Here is a 25,966-nt window from a genome sequence, read left to right on the forward strand (position 1 = left end):
TATAATCCTTTTTAAATATAACCTTCATTTTTAAAATGCTTTAATACTTGTTTATATACAGTTCTTTTAAAAAAAGTTATATAATCATAAATATTTTTTGTTGGAACAAATTTATATTCACTGAACTCAGGAGTGTGATGAGTATAAATATCTATTTTTGCACCTACATTTAACTTAACTAAATAATACTTTTGTATTTGACCATCATATGGCTTCATTTTCTCAGCAATTGCGGGAGGGAAGTCATAACTTACCCATTGTGGATACTCTGCAATAATTTTTATATCATCTGTACCAATCTCTTCTTTCAACTCTCTAAACAGAGCTTCTTTTGCACTTTCCCCTTCATCTATTCCGCCTTGTGGAAACTGCCAGGCATTTTCTACATCAGTTCTTGAAGCAATGAAAAGTTCGCATTTTTGAGGATACTTTGCTGATAAAACAATTGCTGCTACATTAGGTCTATAATTTTTACCATTTACATTTGTAGGTATTTTTTCACTTTTATCAATCATAAATATCTTTTCCCTTATAATAAGGGAAATATTATAATAAACTTAGGATTAAAAATTGCTTTTATACATACATATTCCATTTTGTGACAGTAAATGCTTTTATTGCGCATTTAACTCATATGTGGATAGATTTCACTTAAAACAAACCTATATGAAAGCTATTGAAAAACAACTTCTTCACGATATAAAACATTATTTAAAAGATGAAAAGATCCAAACAGTTTTCATAGGAGGAGGAACACCTAGTTGTGTTGACTTTAAAGAGTATGAAAATATTTTTAAAATAATTTCTCCGTATTTAATAAGAAACTGTGAGATTACAAGTGAAGCCAATCCAAATTCTGCAACAAAAGAATGGCTTCAAGGGATGAAAAAACTAGGAGTAAATAGAATCAGTTTTGGAGTACAAAGTTTTAATGATAAAAAGCTAAAATATCTAAACCGTGCACATAACTGTAATAGTGCTATAACTGCTATACAAAATGCTAAATGTATAGGTTTTAATAGTATTAACTGTGACATTATTTATGGAGTACAAGGAGATAGTTTTGAAAAATTAAAATACGATTTTGACCAAATAAATGAGTTAAATATTGATCATATCAGTGCTTATTCTTTAACACTTGAAGAGGGCACAAAATTTTACAATAAAACTAAAGTAAAAATTGATGATGAAGAGTTATCTTATGAGCTTTTTAGTTATTTAAAAAGTTTAGGCTATGAACAATATGAAATCTCTAATTTCTCAAAATCAAAGAAGACTCAATCAAATCATAACTTTGGGTATTGGGAATATAAAAACTATCTAGGCATAGGGACAGGTGCAGTAGGGTGCATAGAAAACTTTCGATATTATCCAAATAAAAATATCGAAGAATATATCCATAATCCTATAAATTATGAAAAAGAGTATATGGATGCACATGATATTAAAACAGAAAAAATTTTATTGGGATTGAGGTCAAGTGTAGGAGTAGATATAACTATGCTAAATAAAAATGAACTAGAAAAAGTAAATATATTAATAGCTGAGAATAAAATAAATAGAGTAAAAAACAGACTATACAATAATAACTTCTTACTTTCCGATGAAATTTCCTTATTTATCTTGGATTGATTTTTATTAAAGAGTAATTTATCCACTATTAGTATAATACATTTTTTAAAGGAGTTTAATTGACAATAAAAGAGTGCATAAAAAAATATTCGCATGAGCTTAAAGATATAACCCATATACCAGCAAAAGAGATAGAAATATTAATTATGTTTTTATTAGAAAAAAATGTTATTTGGATTCATTTAAATGGAAATAAAGACTTTACAAAAGAAAAAGAGCTAAACGATTTAGTGAAAAAAAGAGCTACTCATTATCCCTTGGAATATCTTACAAAAAGAGTCTCTTTTTATGGAGAAAATTTTCTTATCAAAGAGAATGTACTAATTCCAAGACCAGAAACAGAAATACTAGTTGAGAAAGCATTTGAAACGCTAAAACAAATAAAAAATCCAAAAATAGTAGAAGTAGGAACAGGAAGTGGAATAATTTCTGTAATGCTTGCAAAAATAATTCCAGAACTTAAAATTATTGCAGTAGATATAAATGATGATGCTTTAAATTTAGCAAAAGAAAATGCAATAAAACATAACGTTGAAAATCAGATTTCTTTTATAAAATCTGATTTATTAAAAGAGGTTAGTGGTGATTTTAATATGTGTATTTCAAATCCTCCGTATATTTCAGATAGTTATGTTTTACCACATAATGTTAAATTTGAGCCAACAAATGCTTTGTTTGGAGGAACAATTGGTGATGAACTTTTAAAAGATTTAATTCAAGAAGTTACATCTAAAAAAATAAGATATCTATATTGTGAGTATGGGTATGATCAAAGAGAATCAATAAAAGAATATATGAAGAAATTCAAGGTCAAATCACTAGAGTTTTATAAAGACTATTCTGATTTTGATAGGGGATTTTTAATAGAGTTTAATAATAAATAAAAGGAATAATATGTTTGAAGAATTTAATGTAAATGATTTAGAGAGTAAAAAAGAGATACTAGAAGTAAAACTAAAAGAATCAAAAGAGCAAATAGATAAGCTTTTAGAAATAGAAAACAAAAATTATGATAATTTTGTGAAAGCATATCAAGAAATAGGGGAGGGGATAAATATATTCTTAACTCCCATCTTTCATATTGATTCTGTTAAAAACTCAGAAATAACGACAAAAGTGTATGAAGAATGCCTTCCTTTAATATCTAACTATGAAACTGAGTTAAGTCAAAATGTAAATATTTATACCTCTTTAAAAGATATACAATATAACTATAAAGATACATTAAATGATATACAAAAAAAAGTACTTGAAAATGAAATAAGAGATTTTGAATTATCAGGTTGCCATTTAAATAATAATTTAAAAGCTAGGCTAAAAGAGATAAATTTAAGACAAAGTGAATTGTCTCACAAGTTTTCACACAACCTATTAAATGCAACAAATTCTTATGAAATGATAATTGAAGATTATGAGGACGTAAAAGAGATACCAGAATCAGACCTACAATTGGCTAGTTTTGAAGAAGAGGGTAAAACAAAATATAAATTCACCCTACAAATGCCTTCATATGTAGCTTATATTACATATGGAACAAATAGAGCTAAAAGAGAAGAACTTTATAAAGCTTATTGTACTAGAGCACCAGAGAACGGTAAAATTATAGAAGAGATACTAAATTTAAAAGATGAGAAGTCAAACATACTGGGATTTTCTTCTTACGCACAGTACTCATTAAGTACTAAAATGGCCAAAAGTGAAGATGATGTTATAAGTTTTTTATATGAATTGGCCAAAAAAGGTAAAGATGGTGGTAAGAAAGAGATAGAAGAGATAAAAGAGTTTGCAAAAAAAGATGGAATTGAAGAACTAAAATCTTTTGATATCTCTTACTATTCAGAAAAATTAAAAAAAGAAAAATATGATTTAGATGAAGAGTTCTACAGACCATATTTTGAAAAAGAATCTGTTTTAAAAGGTTTTTTTGAGTTTCTTAATTCTATATTTGACATAGAGTTTAAACAAGCAAATACTTCTACTTGGGATGAAAAAGCAACTGCATATGACATCTATGAAAAAGGAAAATTATCTTCTAGAATTTATATTGATTTAGAGTCAAGAAAAGATAAAAGAGGAGGGGCATGGATGAACAATTGGCATTCTCATTATGTTGATAGACATAATAATTTACATTTTCCAACAGCTTATATTGTATGTAACTTTCCTCAATCTACCAATGAAACAAAATCACTATTAAGACACTCAGATGTTGTAACTCTTTTTCATGAAATGGGTCATGCATTACATCATCTTTTGAGTAAAGTTACTGAGCCATTTATTAGTGGTATTGCAGGTGTAGCTTGGGATACAGTAGAGTTTCCTTCACAGTTTTTAGAATATTTTTCTTATGATAAAACTGTTTTAAAACAGTTTGCAAAACATTATAAAACAGGTGAAACTTTGTCTGATGAGGCCATAGATAAAATCATAAAAGCAAGAAATTTTCAATCATCTTTAAATATGATTAGACAAGTAGAATTTGCACTTTTTGATTTTAAACTTCACCAAAATTTATATACAAGTGAGGATGAAGTGCAAAAATTATTAAATGAAATTAGAGATGAAATTTCAGTAATAAAACCACCAAAATATAATAAGTTTCAAAATGGTTTTGCTCATATTTTTGGAGGAGGTTATGCAGCTGGTTATTACTCATATAAGTGGGCGGAAGTATTAAGTGCAGATGCTTACTATATGTTTATAGAATCAGAAAATACCTTTAATAAAAAGCTAGCTTTAAAGTATAAAGAAACAATTTTAGAAAAAGGTGGTTCATCTGATATGAATGAACTTTTTTATGAATTTGCACAAAGAGAACCAAGTGTTGATTCTTTATTAAAAATTGATGGAATTATTAGCTAATTTTTGGCACAATAGCACTTGATATAATATCAAATAAGGATAGTTAATGAGTAATAATAGTGATACAATTTCTAAATTGAGCGATGCTCTTTCAAATTTAATAAATGCATATGAAACTTTACAAAAAGAAAAAGAAGATTTAGAAAAAGAGAATCAAAAATTAAAAAATGATATAGAAGATTTAGATGCTTTAAATGGCGATTTAAACAGTAAATTAAATGATATAAACTCTACAAATGAAAAGCATGGAACAAATATAAATTCTATGTTAAGTAAAATAGAAACAATTTTAAATGTTGGAGATAAGAGCAAAGAGACTTCTCAAAGTGATGTAGAAGAGGCTAAATCTACTCTTTCAGAAACTTCGAGGGAGACTTCAATAAATATTGAGGAAGAGGAAGAGTTTTTAACAACACCAGTTGTTTCTAGTGAAACTTTTGCTAAACCAAAAGCAGAAGCTGTCAAGGTTGATGATATTCAACTAGAAAAAAAATCAGATGAAAAGATTGACTTAAACAGGATGGCTTCTTTACTCAATGGATTTAACAATAAGTAGTTATAGTTTAGTATGATATTACTTTTAAATAAAATATCTCTATATTCCACATTTGGGGTAAATGATTTTGACTCTTTAGATGGAGCCATAAACAATATGGCTCCATCAATGGTTGAATACTATTTATCAGATTTGTCAAATGGTATTGAGAATATATATCTAAATAAAAGAAACATACAAAATAGTCTAAATATTGGCGATTTTGCTATATATTTAGACTATGAAGATGAAATATACCTAGAGATAAGTGATGAAAAAGAAGATTTTGAAACCTCTAGTTTATGGTAGCTAATCCATTAAATTAGTAGTTGCTTTTAATCTTTCCTTATCAAAATGCGTATAAATACGTGAAGTATTTATATCTGCATGTCCTAAAGCTTCTTGTACAAGAATAAGATCATGGTGTTTTTGATATAAAAGTGTTGCAAAACTGTGTCTTAACATATGTGCACCATTTTTTTCTTTTCTTATTCCACAACTTATTAATAGCTTTTCAACAATTCTGCTTATATAAGCTTGAGTTAACCTATTTCCTTTTTTATTACAAACTAGGAAATCATCTTCACATACCATTTGATTTAGCCAATGTTTTAACTCATTTTCAATTATTTTTGCTTTTATCATTACAACTCTTGGCTTATTTCCTTTTCCTCTAACTTGTATTATAAATACATCTTCTTCTTTATATATATCTTTTAATTTTAAATTTAGCATCTCAGAGACACGAATTCCTGTATAAATTATAATTTTTAGAATCAATCTATTTCGATACATTACATCTTTAGAAAATTCAAAACTCTCAATTGCATCTAAAAACCTAGTAATCTCATCTTTATTCATATAAGAGGGCAGTTTAGTACCAGACTTGCCACTTAAGCCTCCCCAATTTTTAAGTTCTATTTTAAACATATATGAATTATTGTCTCTTGTTTCATTTTGTTTATCTATATAGGAAAAAAGAGCAAGTAGGGCAATCCTATGATTCTTTTTACTAGCATCTGACAAGCCACTTGTACTTGTGGCTAAAAAATCACTCAAAAGTTCTTCATCTATCTCTTTCATTGAAGCCAAACCTAAATTTGTCAAAAACTCATATAGCTTTGCTATTGGATTATAATATGTATTTATTCCTGCCAAACCAATATTTCTAGCACTTTTTACTAACACTGTTAATTCATTTAAATTTTTTGTACCTTTTACTAAATCTTTTATTATCATTGCTAGTTTATTTTTATCATTAACATTTGAGTTACTAAGTGATGTTAATTTATTTCTTATAAATCTTTCAATCCAAAATAGAAGTGTTTTATCAAAAGTATCACAGAAGTCTAAATCATATCTCATATTAGTCCTTTTATATTATAGTTTGAAAATTATAGTTTTCAATACTAATTATTATATCAAAATAAACTTATCATCTTTTTTTGTTAGTTGAAAAGTCTACCATATATTGTGCTATATCATCTAAAGGTACAATATCTTTTACTGCCCCAGCTTCAATTGCTTTTTTTGGCATACCAAAAACAACACAGCTCTCTTCATTTTGAGCAATCGTATATGCGCCATTATCAAATAATTCTTTCATAGCAATCATTCCATCATCACCCATTCCAGTCATCATAATAGCCATTGCCGATGAACCAATAACATTATTTACTGATCTAAACATTATGTTAACACTTGGTTTATGATGAGAAATTCTTATACCATCTATAAGTTTTGTATAATAATCACTACCTTTTTTTTCAATGCTCAAATGCATATTTCCAGGTGCTAAAAAAGCCTTTCCTTTTTCAAGCTTCATACCATCTTCAGCCTCATAAACATCAAGTGATGATTCATTGTTTAATCTTTGTGCAAAAGATCTTGAAAATCCATATGGAATATGCTGTGTAATTACTATTGGAGGTAGATTATTTGGTAAAGACTTGAAAACTCTCAAAAGTGACTCTACTCCACCTGTAGAAGATCCTATTGCAATAACTCTAGAACCTGATAGTCTTGCAGGAGTAGAAGGAAGTAATATATCAGGATGTACTTTTTCGCTTGATTCAAAATTACTTTTCTTTTTTATTTCAACTTCTGCTTTTGGTTTTTTAAGTGTATATCTTTTTAATAAAAAGGTAAGATTTAGAAGATTATCTTTTACACGTTCTTGAAATGAGCTCATAGATTCACCATTATCTGGTTTTTCTATGTAACCCACTGCTCCATCATCAAAGATATCATTTCCCCTTGCACCCTCACCTGAAATAACAACAGCTGGCATGGGGTGTAACCTCATAAGGTTTCTTAAGAATGTAACACCATCCATTTTTGGCATATTAATATCAATAGTAACTAAATCTGGTTCATATTTCTTGATTTTTTCTCTTGCATCAAAAGCATCTACAGCTTCATCTATAACCTCAAACTCATCAATAGAATTAATCATATCTCTTAAAATTTTTCTCATTGATAATGAATCGTCAATTACTATTACTGTATACATATTAAAATACCTTTAAAATAACTCTATATCCATATCTGGTTCTGGTTCTGGATCACTACCAAATAAGTCCACACCACCAACATACTCTTTGAGAACAGGTGCTTTTGTAATTTCCACTTGTAAAGATTTTTCTTCTTGGATAACCTTAGAGTCTGTTTCATTTTTATTTGTTACTTTTATAAATGTTTCAAATTCATTAGTCATCAAAATTAATCTTGCATGATCACCTCTTGTATGCTCTGAAAGAATTTCAAATCCTTCTGATTTACAGAAATCTTTCGCAAACTCTACATTTCTATGCCCTATTGAGTTATTATTTGCAGCCATAAGTTGCATAATATCAGCCCCACCAGAAATTTTTGCTTTTAAATCTTTTTTAGAACAACCTAATTTATACATTTCATTTAACATTGCTTCAACAGAATAAAGTCCGTATTTCATATCTTCATTTGAATTACTTGTTGTTGGCAATAAAAAATGGTTCATAGCTTTTATCTTTTTAACTGTATCATAAAACATAATAGCAACACAAGAACCAAGCAGTGTTTTAAAAGCAATATCATAATTGTCAGAGCTAACAGCAAACTCTCCACCAATTACGGTATGTGCTTTATATCCTTTTATTGTTTGGGTAGATAGATTATTGGCAATTTTTTCTATACTTCCATCTTTATGACCTAAAATTACCAAGATATTTCCTTCTCTTTAATAAAAATATTTTGCCCTATTCTTTTTACATATCCTTCTAGTTTTCCAGGGCTTTCAGAGTGTCCAATATATAAAGTACCACCCATTTTTAGATGTCGAAAGAGTTTAAATAAAATCTTTTCTTGATCTTCAGAAGAAAAATATATTAAAACATTTCTACAAAATACTACATCAAACTGGTTTTTAGAAAAAGGATAATTTTCATCATTTAAATTCATAACTTGAAACTTAACCATTCTTTGTAGTTCTTCTTTTACTTTTATCAAAATCTCTTCAGAAGCTAAGTTCTTTTCAATTCTCTTTTTAAAATACTTTTGAGGCTTTAGCCAAGAAGGAAACTCTTTTGAACTTTTTGAATATCGATATATCCCATTTGCTGCATATTGAAGAACATTTGTATCAATATCAGTTGCAATAATTGATGTATTTATTTTTTTGCCTAACTCTTCTTGAGCTTCTAAAATAGTCATTGCCATAGAATAAGGTTCTTCTCCTGTTGAAGAAGCTGAACAATACAATTTTATTTCTTGACTATTTTTAGATAATTCTGGTAAAACTCTATTTTTTAAGTCTGCAAAATGAAACTCTTCTCTAAAAAAATGTGTTTTATTAGTTGTAAAAGCATTTATAAATTCTGTTTTATAATTACCATCCCTAATTGCTTCCAGAAGTTCATCTAAGGTTCCGCTAAATAAGGCATTTCTCTTTAGTTTATGAAGTCTATTTGAAATCATAATATCTTTATTTTCAGTAAGCGTTATTCCTGTAAAAGAGTATAACAACTCTTTTACTTTTTCATGTAAATGAAGAGTATTGTCCATGTTTAAGAGGCTTTCACAATCCCTATTTCTTTTTCTTTTTTAATTTGAGCATTAATAATACCTAATACGTCTAAAATTAATCCAATACTACCATCACCTCTTACAGTTGCAGCACCTATTCCTTGTACAGGTCTAAAATTCTTATCTAAAGGTTTAACCACTACTTGATATTGATTTAAAAACTCATCAATTGCTATTGCAATTTTAGTATTACCTTGTTTTACAACAATTAACATTCCATCTTCAAGTTTATGATAAGCAGGTTCTACTCCAAAAAGACTATATAGCCTTACTATAGGTATAAACTCTTCTCTTAACATCAATAAATCTTGTGCTCCATCACCAATCTTTTTAATCATTTCATGAGTTGGTTGTAGTGATTCAACAATTGAATTAAGTGGTAAAATATATCTTTGCTCACCAACTGCAATATCAAGTCCATCTAAAATTGCAAGTGTTAATGGAAGCATAATAGTAATTGTTGTACCAGCTCCTAATGTTGTATCTAGGTTAATTGCTCCACCTAGTTTATGAATATTTGTTTTAACAACATCCATACCAACACCACGTCCAGAGATATCAGTAACTTCATCAGCAGTTGAAACACCAGCACCAAATACTAACATTGCTTTTTCATTATCTGTCATTTTTGAGAACTGATTTTCATCAATTAATCCATTGTCTAGAGCTTTTTGAGCAACTCTATCCCCATCAATACCTTTACCATCATCTTCAATAGTAATAATCATTTGACCATTGGCTTGTTCTGCAGAAATGATAATCTCACCCATTTCATTTTTACCTGAGGCAGATCTAGCTTCAGGAGTCTCTATTCCATGGTCTAAAGAGTTTCTAATAATATGCATTAAAGGATCTGTCAAACCTTCAATCATAGCTTTATCAATTTCAACATTATCTCCAAAATGTTTGAAATCAACTTTTTTACTTAATTTTTTAGAAATATCTCTTACAACTTTAGGGAACTTAGAATAAATAGATTCCATAGGTACCATTCTTATACTCATTATAGAATCTTGCATATCTCTAATATGTCTTTCTAGTTGTTCTAGTCTTTCATATACTGAATTTTGTACTTTATTATCTTCTATTGTTGATGTAAACTGCTTAAGCATAGCATTTGTAATAACTAAATCACCAACATTGTTCATTAATAAGTCAATTTTATCAAGATTAACTCTAATATTATTTGTTACAGCTGCTTTTTTCTCTTCTTTATTTCTTGAAGTAGGTCTACTAGCAGGTGCTTTTGCAGGTACAGCTGCTTTTGGGGCAGGAGTAGCTTGTTTTGATTCTGGTTGTTGTGTTTTTTGTGTAGGTTTTTCTTCAACTTTTTCTACTTTTATTGTAGAGGCAGGTGTTATTTCTTCAGCATCATCAAAGAAACCAAAGTTTTCATTATCATAATCATACTCTTGAGAGTTCGAAATTTTCATATCTTCACTAAAGAAACCAAAAGAATCATTTTCTAAGCTATCTTCTTCATCAAAATCATCTTCAAAAATTCCATATGAACTTGATGATGAACTAGAAACACTCTGTTTCTCAAAATTATCTGCAGACTCTTCTGCTGATGAATTTTCTTGAGTAGCTTCAGGTTCTACAGCAACAACCTCTTCTTGTGCAGAAACATTCTCCCCATTAATATATGCTCTAATTTGTACTAGCATTTCAGATGTCATTTCATCAAAAGTTTCTCTTGTTATATCTTCTGCTACTTCTAATTCTAAAATCTCTTTCATTATATCCATTGCATCAATCAGTGTACCAGCCATTTCTGGAATAAAAACTATTTGATGATTTCTTAATTTATCCATCATGTTTTCAACATCATGGGTAAACTCTGCAAATAATGGAAGCTCTACGGACGCACCACTACCCTTTAGAGTATGAACATCCCTAAAAAGTTGTCCCATCTCTTCATCTGTAAGTGAGCCATTATTTTCAGCTTCCAATAAAACATTATCTGCAGACTCGAAAAGTTCCACAGCTTCTTCTAAAAACATCTCTCGATATTTTGATATATCAAAACCAGCCATATTGTAATACCTTTCTATCTATTTAAAACTATATTAACAGCTTTTAGTAATTGGTCTGGAACAAATGGTTTTACAATCCAACCAGTTGCACCTGCTGCTTTACCTTTTGCTTTCATATCATCACTTCTTTCAGTTGTCAATACTAAAATAGGTTTTGTTTTATATTTATCTACTTTTCTTAATTCACCAATTAATGTTAATCCATCCATATTTGGCATATTTACATCAGTAATAACCAAATCAAAATCATGAGCCTTTGCTTTTTCTAAACCGTCTACACCGTCTACTGCTGCAATAACGTCACTATATCCACCCTCTTTGAGAGCGTATGTTAACATATCTCTTAACATAGTCGAATCATCCACTATTAAAAGTTTTGCCATAGTATTTCCTTAATATGAAAAAATAATATTTTATAAATAATAACTAAAGAACTATTAATTTAGTATAAAAATTAAATATTAGCCGATGCTAATTCAATTCTATCTCTATTTACTTTTAGTACTTTTAGTTCTACTTTATCACCAACACTTAAAACATCTGTTACATTTTTAACTCTATTTTTAGATATTTTAGAAATATGTAATAAACCTTCCCCACCCTTTGGAAGCTTCATAAATGCTCCAAAATCGACAATTCTTTCCACTACACCTTCTAAAACTTCTTCTTCTTTATATACAGAATCAAAAATAATTTTCTCACTTTGTCTTCTTGCTGGCGCATTATTTGATATAGTTTTAATATGTTCACAAGCATCTAAAACATTCTGTTTACATTCACCTGCTACTTTTACATTACCACTATCCCTATCTAAATCAATTGACACAGAAAACTTCTCAATAATCTCTTTTATAGTAGAGCCCGCTTTTCCAATAACCACCATTATTTTACTAGGATCAATTGCAAACTGTTCCATTAATGGTAATGCTGGACTTGGTACAATATCAACAGCAGCAGTTTCCATAAGTTCTAAAATATGTTCTCTACCCTCTTTTGCTTGTAAAAGAGCCTCTTTTAAAATATCTAATTCTATTCCACCAAGTTTAATATCCATCTGTAATGCTGTAATCCCTGACTTTGGTCCAGCAACTTTAAAGTCCATATCTCCATCATGATCTTCTAATCCCATAATATCAGTTAATACACAATGCTTACCATCTTCAACAACCATACCCATAGCAACACCTGCAACTAAATCTGAGATAGGTACACCAGCTGCTTTTAAAGCCAATGAACCACCACAAACAGTTGCCATAGATGATGAACCATTAGATTCTAAAATTTCTGATACTAATCTAATAGTTTCTCCAAAATCTCTATCAATAGTTGCTTCTAATGCTCTTTTACCTAAATTTCCATGTCCTAACTCTCTTCTACCAACTCCAAACATAGGCTTTGCTTCACCAACTGAAAATCCTGGAAAATTATAATGAACCATAAAATTTTCCATAGAAGTTGATTTTTCATTTAAGACTTCATACATTTGTCCATCTTTAGCACCCGCTAAAGTTCCTACAACTAATGCTTGAGTTTCACCTCTTGTAAATAGACATGAAGAGTGGGCTGAAGGTAAAATATTTGTCTCAATTGATATAGGTCTAACAGTCTTTAACCCTCTTCCATCTGCTCTTACATTTTCATTTACAATCATTGATCTAACAACATCTTTTTTTACAATAGATACAGCTTCATAAACATCACTATAAGGAAGTTCATTTGATATACAATACTCATCCTCTGCAATTTTTTTAGCTAAATCTTTTAACTCTGTCGCTCTTTCACTTTTAGCTAATTTTTTAACAGCATCTTTTATATCATTTAAATATGTTGTTTGAACATGTGAAATTAAATCTTTTGAGATAGTAAATTCAACTAATTCAATCTCTTTCATCTCTTTACATACATTTTCAAATCCACTTTCATATGTACTATTAACTTCATAAAGTGCTTCTTGAGCAATACCAATTGCATCAACTAATTCATCTTCACTCATTTCATTTGTTTTATGTACTTTTGTAAATGCTTCAACATCAACTTCAATCATCTCTTCAGATGAAATTGCTTTCATCTCTATCATTAGAAGTTCATCTTTTGAACCTGCAACATATAAATCTAAGGTTGAATTTTCCATATCTGAAATATTTGGGTTAACAATATATTCACCTTCAATTCTAGCAACTCTAACTCCTGCAACTGATTTTTTAACTGGTAAATCAGAAGTATAAAAGGCAGCACTTGCAGCATTTAGGGCTAAAGTTTGTAAATCAATATCTTTGTCAGCACTTAAAACCATAACTGTAATTGTTGTAGGATAAACATAACCTTTTGGAAATAATGGTCTTAAACTTCTATCTATAATTCTAGAAGTTAATGTCTCTAATTCACTTGGTTTACTCTCTCTTTTGAAAAAACCACCTGGCATTTTAGCAGCAGCATATGTTTTTTCAATATATTGAACAGTCAATGGAGTAAAATCTTCAGAAACAGGATTATCAAACTCACTTACAATTGTTGCTAAAACAACTGCTTTACCACATTTTGCTAAAACTGAGCCATTTGCTTGTTTTGCAACTTTATTAAACTCAAATATTTCCTCTTTTTCATTTAATTCAAACTCACATACAGTTGACATAATTATTTATCCTTTATATTTTTAATATCTTCAAACGTTATCTCTTCTAAGTTGTTATAATAATAATCAATAGAGATGAAATGATCTAAACTTTTTACATAATACAAATCATCAGCAATAGATTCAATAGTTTGTATACTTGCATTTGGCAGTATTGGAATTGCAACTGAAACTGACTTAGCACCTAGATTTATTGCTGTTTTAATACAAGCCATCATTGTAAGACCTGTATTTAGCCCCTCATCAACAAGAAGAATATTCTTATCTTTTATATCTTTTATTCTTTCTCCTGATCTAAATTTACTTAACTTATTTAAAATCATGCTGTCATAAACATATTTTGATTTTGAAAAAATAAAATCTAAACTTAAATCAAAAGATCTAGCTAACTCCTCATGAATTACAACTTCTTCACTTTCTGTTACAATTGCAATCTCACACTCTTCATTATTTGGTGCTACAACTTTTTCTGTAAAAAGTATTTTAAATTGTGCGTCTAATTTATTTGCAATGATTTTAGCAATTGAAAAGCCACCATAAGAAGAAGCAACAACTATCCAATCTTCTAATTTCATCTGTTCAATTGGTAAAACCTTTATGAGTCTATTTGCAGCATCTTCTCTATCTTTAAAATATATTTTACTGCCACTGCATTTAAGTTCAAAGTCCAATTATTTATCCTTAACCATATATTCTTGTTTCAAACCACCTAAAGGTTTTAATGTCAACTCTAAATAAACGATATCTTGCTTAACAGAATTTGCTGTTGTTGATGCAGTTGGTGTAATTGACTTCTCAAAAGATAAATCTAAACTCCAACACTTATCATTAATACCAAAAACAAAAGCTTGTTTAGTTCTAATTCTATCTTCTAAATTATAATTTTCTTTATAACTCAAGCTATAATCTTTATAAAAGGTAAACCCTGTATTTATAGCATATGACTCGAGATCCTCTTTCCCTGAGTTTGGTGTATTTTTTGATAAATAATGACTTGCATTAAAAAAATAGTTTTCATAAGTTAAAGAAAAGCTTATTGATGATTCAGTGACTTTATTATCTAAATTACTATAAATAATTCTATTAGCAATACTTCCAAGAAAATAGTTATATCTAATCTCATTTTCTAAATCACCTAATTCTGTATTATTAAAATCATCATAAATTATTGATTGGCTAATTTTATGGTTAATTATCTCTTTTAAGTCCTCAATATCTGTCCAAGATTGATTTACTGCAAAAGTTATAGTTTTTGTTGTCTTTGATAAAGGAAAAGGAGACAATTCACTTGATGTGTTAGATAATGGATATATATCACCTTTTGACTTTATAACATTTGGTATAACAAAGTCAGTATTAAAATTAATGGTATGTATTCCACTTTCATATTTTTTAATTAGATTACTGTTTAGAGAAACTTTATGTCTATTTTCAATAAATGTTGTATTCTTATAATTTGCTGTTCCATTATCATACTCTATTTTTGATACAGAAACTTCTTCTTGTAAAACTAATCTTAAATAGTCATCAAAAAATGAAAAACTGTAAGATAAAGGTATAGTAAAGTCTGTCTTAACCGCCTCTAAACCACTTGGTCTTGTATAATTAGTCACTTGTAAATCTGCTGAATATAAAAGTTTATCTAAATAGAAATTATCACTAAAAGAGTGTAATTGAACTTGTGGTAATTGCTGTAAAGTTGTATCATTTGAGGAAAGATCTGTATCTAAATAATGACGCAGATAGGTTCCGATAAAATAATTATTATTTTTATAATAATAATTAATTTTTGATTCTATCTTTTTCACTGTAGATGAATCTTTGTGAGTAGGATCTTCGACATTATAATATTCAATATCATTGATCCACTTGATTTTTGCAAATAAGCCATCTTCACTCTCTTTACCACTTAAAAGTTTACTTCTTGTGTAATCTAAACTCCATCCATAATGTTTTTCATTTTCTAAAGAGTTTTTTGATATATACTCACTATCTTCTTCAAAGTAGCCTACTCCAAATTCAAGACTAGAATATGCTGAGTCAACATATCTATAATATGCAGATAGTCCATATCCTCTATTTAACCTTACTTGAGGAACAAGTTCAATGTCATAATTATCAGCAGGAGCTATAAAAATTGGTTGAGAATATAAAAACCCTTCAGAAGATGAATATCCTACAGTTGGTCGTAAAAGACCTGTTCTTCTTGTCGTATCTGTTGAAAAACCAAAATAAGGTGTGTAAAAAACAGGAACATCTTTTATATAAAGTCTTGCATTGTAAGCATCTAGCCATTGATCTTTGGTATCATAATCTGCACTTGTAACTCTTATATTCCAAGCAGGATCAATACAGTCACAACTTGACATAATAGAGTTTTTAAAATGATAAAAGTTTTTTTGCTTGTTTGCATTATTTGAAGTAATCCACACTTCAGATTTTTTATCTAATAAAAGAATTGGATTTTGAGTTAAACTTTCCTCATTTAAATCCATAAAAGCATAGTCACTTTGTGTTTGAACAAGATTATCTTTTAAAATTACAACATCGTCAAAAAGTTCTAATGTTGCATTCTCTTTATCATAAATTATTTTTTGTGCAGAGATGTAATATTTAGGAGAGAAAATAACAACATCACCCTTTGCAATAACTATATTATCTTTACTATTTAAATCATTTGATAATATTTGAAGTTTTTCGTTTTTTAACTCTTTTGAAAACAGTGTACCAATAAGTATTGGTAAAATTAAAAATAATTTATGCATCTATAACCAATGTTTTTGAAATTTTATCATGAAATGTTTGCCTACCATCATTAAAAAATGAAAACATAAAACCTATATAAAAAAACATTTCACTTAAGATTCTACCAAAAGATCTTAAAGCTGATTGAATTAAATTAACTCTAGAAAGATCATCAAAGTCAACAACCCTTACTTTTGCTATTATTTTACCAACAGTTGCACCATAATACCATACAAAAAATGTTTGATAGATAAATTTTAATGCTAAAACCTGTAAAACAAATTCATTCATTAAAATTAAAACTGTAGTTAAATTACTATCATTATTGGAAATAGTATCCCAAAAAACAATTAATACAATCAAGGTAATTAACACATCATCAATTATAAATGCTTTAATTCTTGAATTAATTGTAGCTAGTTGTAAGTTATTCATGTCAGTATTTAAAGCCATAAAACTACTTTAATGCTTGATATGCTATATCTGTTCTGCATTTCTTACCAGCAAAATGAACTTGCCCACATAATGCATAAGCTCTATCTCTTGCTTGTTTTATACTCTTTCCAAAACCTACACAAACTAAAACTCTTCCACCCGTTGCAAAAAGTTTATCATCATCTTTTTCAACACCAGCATAAGATATATGCGTATTATTTAAAATATCAACATCAACAATATCATCAACAATTATTTCAGCAGCTTCACTTGAAGAGTAAGGATAGTTTTTACTAGCCATTACAACACCTACACCAAACTCATTTTTTATTTTAATATCTAGTGATTTTAAATCTTTTGTTGCACCCTTGTAAAAAAGTTCAGAAACAGGAGTTTCAAGTAATGGCATTATAATTTCACACTCTGGATCACCAAATCTCACATTATACTCTAAAATAATTGGTTCACCATCTACAACCATTACACCAATAAAAAGAACACCTTCAAAAGGAGCTCCTTCTTTTTTCATACCTTCTAAAGTTGGTTTAATAACTCTCTCTTCAACTTTTTTATAAATATCATCATTTACTAAAGGTGTTGGAGCATAGGCACCCATTCCACCTGTATTTGGTCCCGTATCCCCATCCCCTATTCTCTTATGGTCTTGAGCAGCTGGCAGTACTTTATAATTTTCACCATCACAAATAGCAAAAATAGATAACTCATATCCATCTAAAAACTCTTCAACAACCACTGAAGTTCCAGCATCTCCAAAAGATTCACCACTAAGCATATTCGAAACAGCTTGTTTTGCTTCATATTTTGATTGGGCTATAATTACACCTTTCCCTGCACATAAGCCATCTGCTTTTACTACTATTGGTGTTTTATTCATATTATCAATAAAGCTATGAGCTTCTTTTTCACTACTTGTTTCTATAAATGCAGCTGTTGGAATATTATATTTTTTTAATATGTTTTTCATATAAACTTTTGAACCTTCAAGTCTAGCAGCTGCTGCACTTGGTCCAAAAATAGTTAAATTTTTCTCTTTAAAAATATCTACAACTCCATCTACTAAAGGAGCTTCAGGTCCTACAATCGTTAAATCTATACTGTTTTCTTTTGCCCATAAAGCTAATTCATTATAATCTTTTATATTTATATTAGTACCTAAATTATCAGTTGCCCCATTTCCTGGCATAAAATATATGTTGTGTTTATTCTCTTTATATATAGCTAATCCAATAGAGTATTCTCTACCACCACTACCAAGTATTAAAATATTCACTATGATTTTCCTTAAAATTGTAAGTTTCCAAGTAGCCGTTAACCATCAAACTGGCCCTAAAAGCCAACACTAGCACATAAGAATTATGTTTTAGGAGCGAAAATGCTAAAAGCAAACGCTGCACACCACATATTTACATTACGCACAAAAAAACAGTATCGGACCCTCAACAATGGAAATCCCGAACTACTTAGATAGTATTATTTTACCTAATTATGATTGAAGTAAAGATTAATTTTATTGAAATATTTTTGCTAGTTCAATACAAGACTCTATTGATTGAACAGGAGAGATTTTATATTCTATATTTTTGGGCATATATTTTGCAGTTGTTTTTCCTATTACAATAGCTTTATATGTATTATTCCAAGCTATTTTATCAAAAAAACATTTTACACATGAAGGAGAAGTGAATATTATTATTGAGTTTAAACTAGGAGCTTTAAACTCTTTTTTACTACATATAGTTTTATAGACAACAAGTTCATCAATGATTATTTCATTATCTTTTAAGATAGTAAATAGTTTTGAAACACTTTTTTCACCCTTTACATATAAAACTTTTTTATTTTTCAATAAAGGAATTAACTCATAAGCAAACTCATCACCATGTGAATGGGTACCTGTAAAGACTACTTTTGAATTATATTTTTTTAAAATATCTGAAGTTTTTTCTGCAATAGCATATGAATCTAAGCTCTTCCAAGGCATATTTAATTTGTCAAGGGCATAAATAGCATTTTTTGAAGTGAAAATTAATGAATCATACTTTTCTAAATCAATTTTTATATCCAAATACTCGATATCAAATACAGGTAGGTTGGTAACACCTTCATACTTTACATTTGATAATAAAATAATATTATTCATTTATTTGCAACTTCTCTTTTTGTATCTCATTTATTGCTAAATCTATATCTTTATAGATTTTAATATTTTTAAATAGTTCACTATCTTCAATTTTAACAAGTCTTCTTCTATCTCTCTCTTTTACTACAAGTGAAACTTTTATTCCATACTCATTCAATAAATTAATAGTCTCTTCAATAGTAATAATTGCAGATATATCTAAAAAAGGTATGTTTTTGCAATCAATGATAATATGTTTTGCTCTTAAAACTTTTTTTATTCTTCGCTCTAACAACATAGCACTTCCAAAGAAAAAGGCTCCATCTATTTTTAGTATTCTTATATCAGAATTATCAATATCTATATCAAAAGGACTATCTTTAAAAGATTTTATTGTTTGAATTCTGGTCTGTTTAGATATTTTGTAAACAGCAGATATTGCAGCAAAAGTAATACCTGCACCAACAGCCATTATCAGATCTACAAATACAGTTAAAAGTAATACTGTAATCATTATTAGTAAATCATTTTTATGTAAAACATTCATAATTCTAAAAAAACGATAATCAATAATATCAACGCCAACTTTTATCAAGATACCTGATAAAACAGCCAAAGGTACTTGTGCAGCATATTTTGCAAAAAATACTACTGTTATTAAAAGCATAATAGAGTGTGTCATTCCAGAGATTTTTGTTTTACCACCACTTTTTATATTTATGACAGTTCTCATAGTAGCACCTGCACCAGGTATTCCACCAACAAATGAACAAAGTGTATTTCCAATCCCTTGTCCTATTAACTCTTTATTTGGTCTATGTTTAGTTTTTGTCATGGAATCAGCTACTAATGAAGTTAAAAGTGTATCAATAGTTCCTAGAAGTGCTAATGTAACTGCATACATCAAAATATCACTTAATTTAAGAATATCAAAATTAAAAGGAAGTACAAACTCTGGTAAAGAAGTTGGAATTTCTCCTATAACTTTAACATCAAAGCCATAATAGATTGTAAAAATTGTCATAACAATAAGTGCAATTAAAGCAGAAGGTATAACTTTTGTTATTACTTTAGGTGTTAAAAACATTATGATTAAGGTAATATATGCAATTACTAAAGAATCATCATTAGCTAAGTGCAAAGTGTTTGGGATTTCTATTAGTGTTTGGATAACTGAACCAAAACCATCAACTCCTAAAAAAGGGTTAATTTGTAGGATAATAATAATAACTCCAATTCCAGACATAAATCCAGAAATAACAGGATAAGGAATAAATTTAATCCATTTTCCTATACCTGAAAAACCAAAAGATATTTGAATTAATCCAGCTAAAAATATTATTGTCATTACAGATGCTAAATCATTTTGAAAAGATACAATTGCAGCAGCTATAATAACAGTCATGGGACCAGTAGGTCCAGATATTTGGGTTGCAGTACCACCAAATAATGAAGCAAAAAAACCAAGTATTATTGCCCCATAAATACCAGCTTGTGCCCCGGCACCACTTGCAACTCCAAATGCTAAAGCTAAGGGTAAAGCAACAACAGCAGCAGTAATACCACCTAAAACATCATTTTTAATATTTTTAAACAAAAAAACTCCTTTTGCTTATTGAGCTGTATCTTCTTCCTCTTCTCTTTGCCCTTTTTTACGAGTTAAAATATGAATAGGTGTTCCTTCAAAATTCAAGTTTTCTCTCAAGATATTTATTAAATATCTTTTATATGAGAAGTGTAATAAATTTGGTTTATTCATAATGAGAGCTATTCTTGGAGGTTTTGTTTCAAATTGTGTTGTATAGTATATTCTTAAATACGCACCATTTGGACTAGGAAGTGCATGTCTTATTAGAGCATGCTCAATTATTCTATTCAATTCAGAGGTAGAAACTCTTTGACTATAGTTTTCATGAATTTCAATTAACTTATCTTTTAGTTTATCTATACTTCTACCAGTCTTTGCAGATACTGCAATTATTGGAGCATAATATAAAAACTTAAATTTACTTCTAATTGTCTCTTGTATTTTTTGGAATGTATCCATATTTTCATCCCATTTGTTTAAAACAATAATAGTACCTAATCCATATTCATCTACTAATCCAGCAATTTTTTCATCTAAATCAACAAGTTCAGAAGAAGCATCTAAAACTACTAAAGCAAGATTTGCTTTTTGAAGCATCTCTTTTGTTCTCATTAAAGCAAATTTTTCAATCCCTTCAATACTTCCTCTTCTTCTCAAACCTGCTGTATCAACAAAAGTAATATTTTTATCTTTATACTCAAATGACTCATCAACAGGATCAATTGTTGTTCCTGCTATTGGAGAAACAACAGATCTTTCTTCTCCTATTAAGGCATTTAGAATTGATGATTTACCAACATTAACTCTACCTATAATTGCTACTTTGATATTATTATCATCAATTTCTTCTTCAACCTCTTCATCTTCTAAAGGATATTCACCTTCTGTATATTCTTTATCATCACCTAAAATTTCTCTATTTTTTATGATTTCACTCTCTGGTAACTCTGGTAAGATATTATAAATCCAGTCAAATAGATCTTTTGTGCCTCTATTATGAGATACTGATATACCAAAAAGGTTTTCATCATTAATACCAAACTCAAAGAAATCCCAAAGTCTCTCTTTCTCTTTATCATTATCAATTTTATTTACTACTAATGCTAGTTTTTTTCCTAAGGCTTGAAGCTCATAAAATAGTTCTTTATCTTTATCATCTGGAAGCTTTTTACCATCTACCATAAAAAGTATTATATCAGCCTCTTTTGCAGTCTCTACAGCTTTTCTTTTTACTGTTGAAAATATTGCATCGTTTGTTTCGTCAATTCCACCTGTATCTAACATCAATGCTTTTTTATCAAATATCTCTACTTCATGTTTTCTTATGTCTCTTGTTGTACCAGCTTGTTCTGATACTATGGCTATTCTTTGTTTTGCTATTCTATTAAAAAGTGAACTCTTCCCAACATTTGGTTGTCCAACTAAAGCTATTTTCTTTAATTCATCTCTACTATTAACTACTTGCATCTATTTCCTAATTTTTCAATTTTGTATTATAACAAAAAAAAGGGCGTTAGCCTCAAGACTAACACCCTTTTTTAATAATTCTCTAAAAAATTTTAGTATAAACCAAATTTTCCTTCTTCACTTGTTCTGTATAATACTCTCATGTTATCATCTTTATCAAAGAAAACTTTAAATACAGCATTAGAACCCTTAAGTTCAGTTAATGCCTCTTCAATATCTACTGGTTTATATGAAGCTAATCTAACTGGAATAATTTCACTTTCAAATTTATCTAATTCAGCTGCGATTGCATCTTCAATTTCTGTTGAAACGATTTCTGTAAGTTTTGTAGCTTTGTGAGCACTTACTTTATCATGATGTCTTCTTAAAACTTTTGAAACTCTATCAACAGCAATATCAACTGCTGCATATAAATCTTTATCTTTTTGTTTTACAACAATTGTGTCTAAATGTGCTACATTTAATGTAAATTCAAAAACGAATACAGGTTTACTGTTTCTCTCTTCTTTATCAATAATAGAATTAACTGAAATAATATCTAAGTTATACTTTTTAAAAATTTCCACTGAACTATTTACATAGTCTTTTATCGCATCTGTTAATTCTATGTGTCTTCCTACAATACTTGTATTCATAACATACTCCTTCTTACTCTTAATATAATTAATATAATAACACAATCATTATTAAAATAATAATAAATTTTACGTATTATTTATTAATTATAGCCCTAAAGTAAGATATCCCTATTACCTTTTGCATTTACCTCAGATAAAACACCTGTCATCTCTAATTGTTCGACTATTGTAGCAGCTCTATTGTAACCTATTCTAAGCTTTCTTTGTATATATGATATAGAAGTTTTTTTATCATTTAATACAACCTCTTTAGCATCCTCATATAGTTCATCTAAAGATGACATATCTCCACTAGAAATTGCACTACCACTACCATCTTTATCTTTTACAAAATTCATATCATATTCAACTTCACGTTGTGATTTTAAGAAGTCTACTACCTTTTCTATTTCATCCTCTTTTGACCATGGAGCATGGAGTCTTACAAGTCCAGAACTTCCAGGAGGTGTAAACAACATATCTCCTCGTCCAAGTAATGATTCAGCACCCATTGCATCAAGTATGATTTTAGAATCAACTTTTTGCCCTACTTTGTATGAAATTCTACTTGGTAAGTTTGCTTTAATCAATCCAGTAACAACATCCACAGATGGTCTTTGCGTTGCGACAATTAAGTGAATTCCACTTGCTCTTGCCATTTGGGCAAGCCTTGCAATAGAAAGCTCAACATCTTTTCCACTTGTCATCATAAGATCAGCTAACTCATCAATAATAACTACAATATAAGGTAAAGCATCAAATGATTCTTTTTTAGATTTTTCATTATAGTTTTCTATATTTTTTGTTTTCGTTTGAGACATAAGAGTATAACGTCTTTCCATCTCTAAAACCATATTTGATAGGGCTAAAATAGCCTCTTTTGGCTTTGTAATAACTGGAGTTAAAAGATGTGGAATATCATTATAAATTGAAAATTCTAACATCTTTGGGTCTATCATGATAAGTTTTAAATTATCAGGTGAATTTCTATATAAAAGTGAAAGAATCATTGCATTTAAACCAACTGATTTTCCAGAACCTGTTGTTCCAGCTATTAGTAAATGAGGAAGTTTCTTAAGGTCTGTAATAAAAGGTTTTCCAACAATATCTTTACCTAATATCATAGTAAGAGGAGATGCTGCTTTATTAAATATTTCACTATCTAATAACTCTTTTATATAAATTACATGCATATTTTCATTTGGAACTTCTATTCCTATAACATCCTTACCTGGGATTGGAGCTTGAATTCTAATTGTTTCAGCTTTAAGTGCCATTGCTAAATCATCTTGTAAATTTAATACTTTTGATACTTTTACATGAGGTGCAGGTTTAAATTCAAAAGTAGTAACAACTGGTCCTGTATATGTTCTAACTACATCACCTTCTATTTTAAACATTAATAATTTTTCTAATAAATCAGCAATTTTTTTATCAATAATATCTTCATTTATTTTTGAAGTAGAAACTTTTGCTGGAGTTTGAAAGAATTTACTACTTGGAAGTTTAAAGTCTTTTGGTTTTTCAGACTCCCCTACTTCAATTTCATCTTGTAGTTTCTTATTTTCTTCTAGTTCATCTACGATAATAGAGTGTTTCTCTTCACTATTCTCAATAATCTGTTTTTCTTCAACACTATTGTCTTTTTTGCTCTTCTTTTCTTCTTTAGAAGGGGATTCCATGATTAATATTTCAGCAGTATCACCTACTTCTTTTACTGTCAGTCTCTCTTCTCTTCTTTTTTCTCTTTTTGATTCTGTAGGTTTTGGTTGAAATAAAACTACATCTTTTTTGATATTTGAAGCTATCTTTTGCACATCTAGTTTTTTTATCTCTTTTCCATCAATAAAAATTAAAAATACAATTAAAAATCCTATTAAAACCAATAACCATAATCCAGCAAATCCAACAAAAGGGAATAGTGAATCAACTACACTATTTCCAATCACTCCTGAATAAATATCTTTTTTTGTAAAAACTAATGATTGTAGTATTAAAGCTGATAAAAGAAATATAAATACACCAAAATATTTTAAATACTCTTTGTTTTCATCTTGTTTAAAATTAATTTTATATAATGGATATATTAATAAAAACAGATAAACATATGATAAATATCCAAAATAAGTATGTGAATACATTGCAAAAACAGAGCCTATTTGGCCAACTGTTGCCTTATCTGATACAATTGTTGCATACTCAAAATATACTATTATAAATAGAGATATTAAGGATAATATTTTTTTAACTATTTGAGACCCTTTATTTTAATAATTTTGAAATTCTAATTTGTAGTTTTAACCATGTCTTGTGTTCCATTAGAGGGAAACCAGCCCATTGTTTTTTAGGTTCTGTTATACTTTTGGTTACTCCACCTCGAGCTGCTATAGTTGTAAAAGGAGCAATTTCAAGATGTCCTGCAGTTCCACTTTGCCCACCCATTATTACATACTCATTAAGTGTTGTAGAACCTGATAATCCAACTTGTCCTGTTAATATACATCCATTACCAAGTTTACAATTATGTGCGATATGAACTAGGTTATCAAGTCTGACACCATCACCTATAATTGTAGATTTAAAGGCAGCTCTATCTATCGTACAATTTGCTCCAATTTCTACATCATTTCCAATTTCTACATTTCCATTTTGATAAATTTTTATATATTTACCCTTATCTTGTGCAAAACCAAAACCATCGCTTCCTATTACTGTTCCAGAGTGGATTATACAATCATTACCTATATTACAATCTCTATAAATAGTAACATTTGGATAAATAGTAGTGTTATCCCCTATTTTTACATTATCACCGACATAAGCGCCACTCATTATTGTACAGTTTGTACCTATAATAGAATTCTTGCCCAAATAAACATTTGGCATAATAGTAGTATTTGCACCAAGTAAACAATCTTCACCATTTGACTCTACAACTTTTGGTGCAAATAGTTTTGAGGCAAGGGCTAGTTTTATATATGGTTCATTACAAACTAAGGCTATGGTATTTTCTGGTACTTTTGATAGAAAATCTTCTTTTACTAAAACAGCTGCTGCTGTAGTATTTTCCAAATCATTGACATATTTTTTATTTTCTAAAAATGTCAATTCATTTGATGTAGCATCAAGTAAAGTACTTAATCCAGTTATTTCAATGTCACTATCACATTTTATATCTAATTCATGTGCAATATCTTTTAATTTCAATAATTATC

General features: G+C 28.9%; 23 protein-coding genes. 5 read left to right on the top strand and 18 right to left on the bottom strand.

What is annotated here, in order from left to right; genetic code table 11:
- Positions 1-11 precede the first annotated feature (11 nt).
- Positions 12-515 (bottom strand): RNA pyrophosphohydrolase, encoded by a 504-nt coding sequence (locus tag ACNI28_RS00135; protein WP_419764795.1) that lies wholly within the window; start codon positions 513-515, stop codon positions 12-14.
- A gap of 55 nt (positions 516-570) precedes the next feature.
- On the opposite strand from ACNI28_RS00135, the gene hemW reads away from it, so the two are divergent.
- Genes hemW through ACNI28_RS00160 form a run of 5 tightly spaced genes read left to right on the top strand, consistent with a single transcriptional unit; the run spans position 571 to position 5,338 of the window.
- On the top strand, positions 571-1,632 hold the full coding sequence (hemW, locus tag ACNI28_RS00140) for a radical SAM family heme chaperone HemW (RefSeq protein WP_419764796.1): 1,062 nt from the start codon (positions 571-573) through the stop codon (positions 1,630-1,632).
- A 59-nt stretch (positions 1,633-1,691) separates the two neighbouring features.
- Positions 1,692-2,516, top strand: coding sequence for a peptide chain release factor N(5)-glutamine methyltransferase (gene prmC, locus ACNI28_RS00145; protein WP_419764798.1), 825 nt, complete (start codon positions 1,692-1,694; stop codon positions 2,514-2,516).
- A 10-nt stretch (positions 2,517-2,526) separates the two neighbouring features.
- Positions 2,527-4,494, top strand: a complete 1,968-nt coding sequence (locus ACNI28_RS00150) for a M3 family metallopeptidase (protein ID WP_419764799.1) — start codon at positions 2,527-2,529, stop codon at positions 4,492-4,494.
- Positions 4,495-4,540: 46 nt separating this feature from the next.
- Entirely contained in the window at positions 4,541-5,050 is a 510-nt protein-coding gene (locus tag ACNI28_RS00155) for a hypothetical protein (protein ID WP_419764800.1), read from the top strand.
- A gap of 12 nt (positions 5,051-5,062) precedes the next feature.
- Positions 5,063-5,338: a hypothetical protein gene (locus ACNI28_RS00160; protein WP_419764801.1), complete on the top strand. Its 276-nt coding sequence runs from the start codon at positions 5,063-5,065 to the stop codon at positions 5,336-5,338.
- Here ACNI28_RS00160 and ACNI28_RS00165 read toward each other — a convergent pair whose 3' ends face one another.
- From ACNI28_RS00165 to lpxD, 17 genes are all read right to left on the bottom strand, one after another.
- Complete coding sequence (locus tag ACNI28_RS00165; protein WP_419764802.1) at positions 5,339-6,394, bottom strand: tyrosine-type recombinase/integrase; 1,056 nt, start codon at positions 6,392-6,394, stop codon at positions 5,339-5,341.
- Between the two features lie 70 nt (positions 6,395-6,464).
- Entirely contained in the window at positions 6,465-7,541 is a 1,077-nt protein-coding gene (gene cheB, locus ACNI28_RS00170) for a chemotaxis-specific protein-glutamate methyltransferase CheB (protein ID WP_419764803.1), read from the bottom strand.
- 12 nt (positions 7,542-7,553) lie between these two features.
- The gene (locus ACNI28_RS00175) at positions 7,554-8,231 is read right to left on the bottom strand and encodes a chemotaxis protein CheD (RefSeq protein WP_419764804.1); all 678 of its coding nucleotides are present in this window, start codon (positions 8,229-8,231) and stop codon (positions 7,554-7,556) included.
- Positions 8,225-9,070: a CheR family methyltransferase gene (locus tag ACNI28_RS00180; RefSeq protein ID WP_419764805.1), complete on the bottom strand. Its 846-nt coding sequence runs from the start codon at positions 9,068-9,070 to the stop codon at positions 8,225-8,227. The genes ACNI28_RS00175 and ACNI28_RS00180 overlap by 7 nt, the downstream gene beginning before the upstream one ends.
- A gap of 2 nt (positions 9,071-9,072) precedes the next feature.
- On the bottom strand, positions 9,073-11,127 hold the full coding sequence (locus ACNI28_RS00185) for a chemotaxis protein CheA (protein ID WP_419764806.1): 2,055 nt from the start codon (positions 11,125-11,127) through the stop codon (positions 9,073-9,075).
- Between the two features lie 14 nt (positions 11,128-11,141).
- Positions 11,142-11,510: a response regulator gene (locus tag ACNI28_RS00190; RefSeq protein ID WP_419764807.1), complete on the bottom strand. Its 369-nt coding sequence runs from the start codon at positions 11,508-11,510 to the stop codon at positions 11,142-11,144.
- Between the two features lie 71 nt (positions 11,511-11,581).
- On the bottom strand, positions 11,582-13,759 hold the full coding sequence (locus tag ACNI28_RS00195; protein ID WP_419764809.1) for a polyribonucleotide nucleotidyltransferase: 2,178 nt from the start codon (positions 13,757-13,759) through the stop codon (positions 11,582-11,584).
- Between the two features lie 2 nt (positions 13,760-13,761).
- A complete protein-coding gene (locus ACNI28_RS00200) occupies positions 13,762-14,430 on the bottom strand; it encodes a phosphoribosyltransferase (protein WP_419764810.1) in 669 nt (222 codons plus the stop codon).
- On the bottom strand, positions 14,431-16,524 hold the full coding sequence (locus ACNI28_RS00205; protein ID WP_419764811.1) for an LPS-assembly protein LptD: 2,094 nt from the start codon (positions 16,522-16,524) through the stop codon (positions 14,431-14,433).
- Positions 16,517-16,957, bottom strand: coding sequence for an RDD family protein (locus tag ACNI28_RS00210; RefSeq protein ID WP_419764812.1), 441 nt, complete (start codon positions 16,955-16,957; stop codon positions 16,517-16,519). Before ACNI28_RS00210 ends, ACNI28_RS00205 begins: the two co-directional genes overlap by 8 nt.
- A gap of 4 nt (positions 16,958-16,961) precedes the next feature.
- The gene (purD, locus tag ACNI28_RS00215) at positions 16,962-18,230 is read right to left on the bottom strand and encodes a phosphoribosylamine--glycine ligase (protein ID WP_419764813.1); all 1,269 of its coding nucleotides are present in this window, start codon (positions 18,228-18,230) and stop codon (positions 16,962-16,964) included.
- A 237-nt stretch (positions 18,231-18,467) separates the two neighbouring features.
- The gene (locus ACNI28_RS00220) at positions 18,468-19,100 is read right to left on the bottom strand and encodes a uroporphyrinogen-III synthase (protein WP_419764814.1); all 633 of its coding nucleotides are present in this window, start codon (positions 19,098-19,100) and stop codon (positions 18,468-18,470) included.
- Entirely contained in the window at positions 19,093-20,676 is a 1,584-nt protein-coding gene (locus tag ACNI28_RS00225; protein WP_419764816.1) for a SulP family inorganic anion transporter, read from the bottom strand. The genes ACNI28_RS00220 and ACNI28_RS00225 overlap by 8 nt, the downstream gene beginning before the upstream one ends.
- A gap of 15 nt (positions 20,677-20,691) precedes the next feature.
- Entirely contained in the window at positions 20,692-22,134 is a 1,443-nt protein-coding gene (gene der, locus ACNI28_RS00230; RefSeq protein ID WP_419764817.1) for a ribosome biogenesis GTPase Der, read from the bottom strand.
- 92 nt (positions 22,135-22,226) lie between these two features.
- Complete coding sequence (gene hpf, locus ACNI28_RS00235) at positions 22,227-22,769, bottom strand: ribosome hibernation-promoting factor, HPF/YfiA family (protein ID WP_419764818.1); 543 nt, start codon at positions 22,767-22,769, stop codon at positions 22,227-22,229.
- Between the two features lie 95 nt (positions 22,770-22,864).
- Positions 22,865-25,003 carry an FtsK/SpoIIIE family DNA translocase gene (locus ACNI28_RS00240; protein WP_419766483.1) on the bottom strand — a complete coding sequence of 713 codons (2,139 nt, stop codon included), beginning with the start codon at positions 25,001-25,003 and terminating at the stop codon, positions 22,865-22,867.
- A gap of 10 nt (positions 25,004-25,013) precedes the next feature.
- Positions 25,014-25,958, bottom strand: a complete 945-nt coding sequence (gene lpxD / locus ACNI28_RS00245) for a UDP-3-O-(3-hydroxymyristoyl)glucosamine N-acyltransferase (RefSeq protein WP_419764819.1) — start codon at positions 25,956-25,958, stop codon at positions 25,014-25,016.
- Between the last annotated feature and the right edge of the window lie 8 nt (positions 25,959-25,966).

Source organism: Arcobacter denitrificans (SeqCode) (genome assembly GCF_048571185.1).
Taxonomy (GTDB): Bacteria; Campylobacterota; Campylobacteria; order Campylobacterales; family Arcobacteraceae; genus Arcobacter; species Arcobacter denitrificans.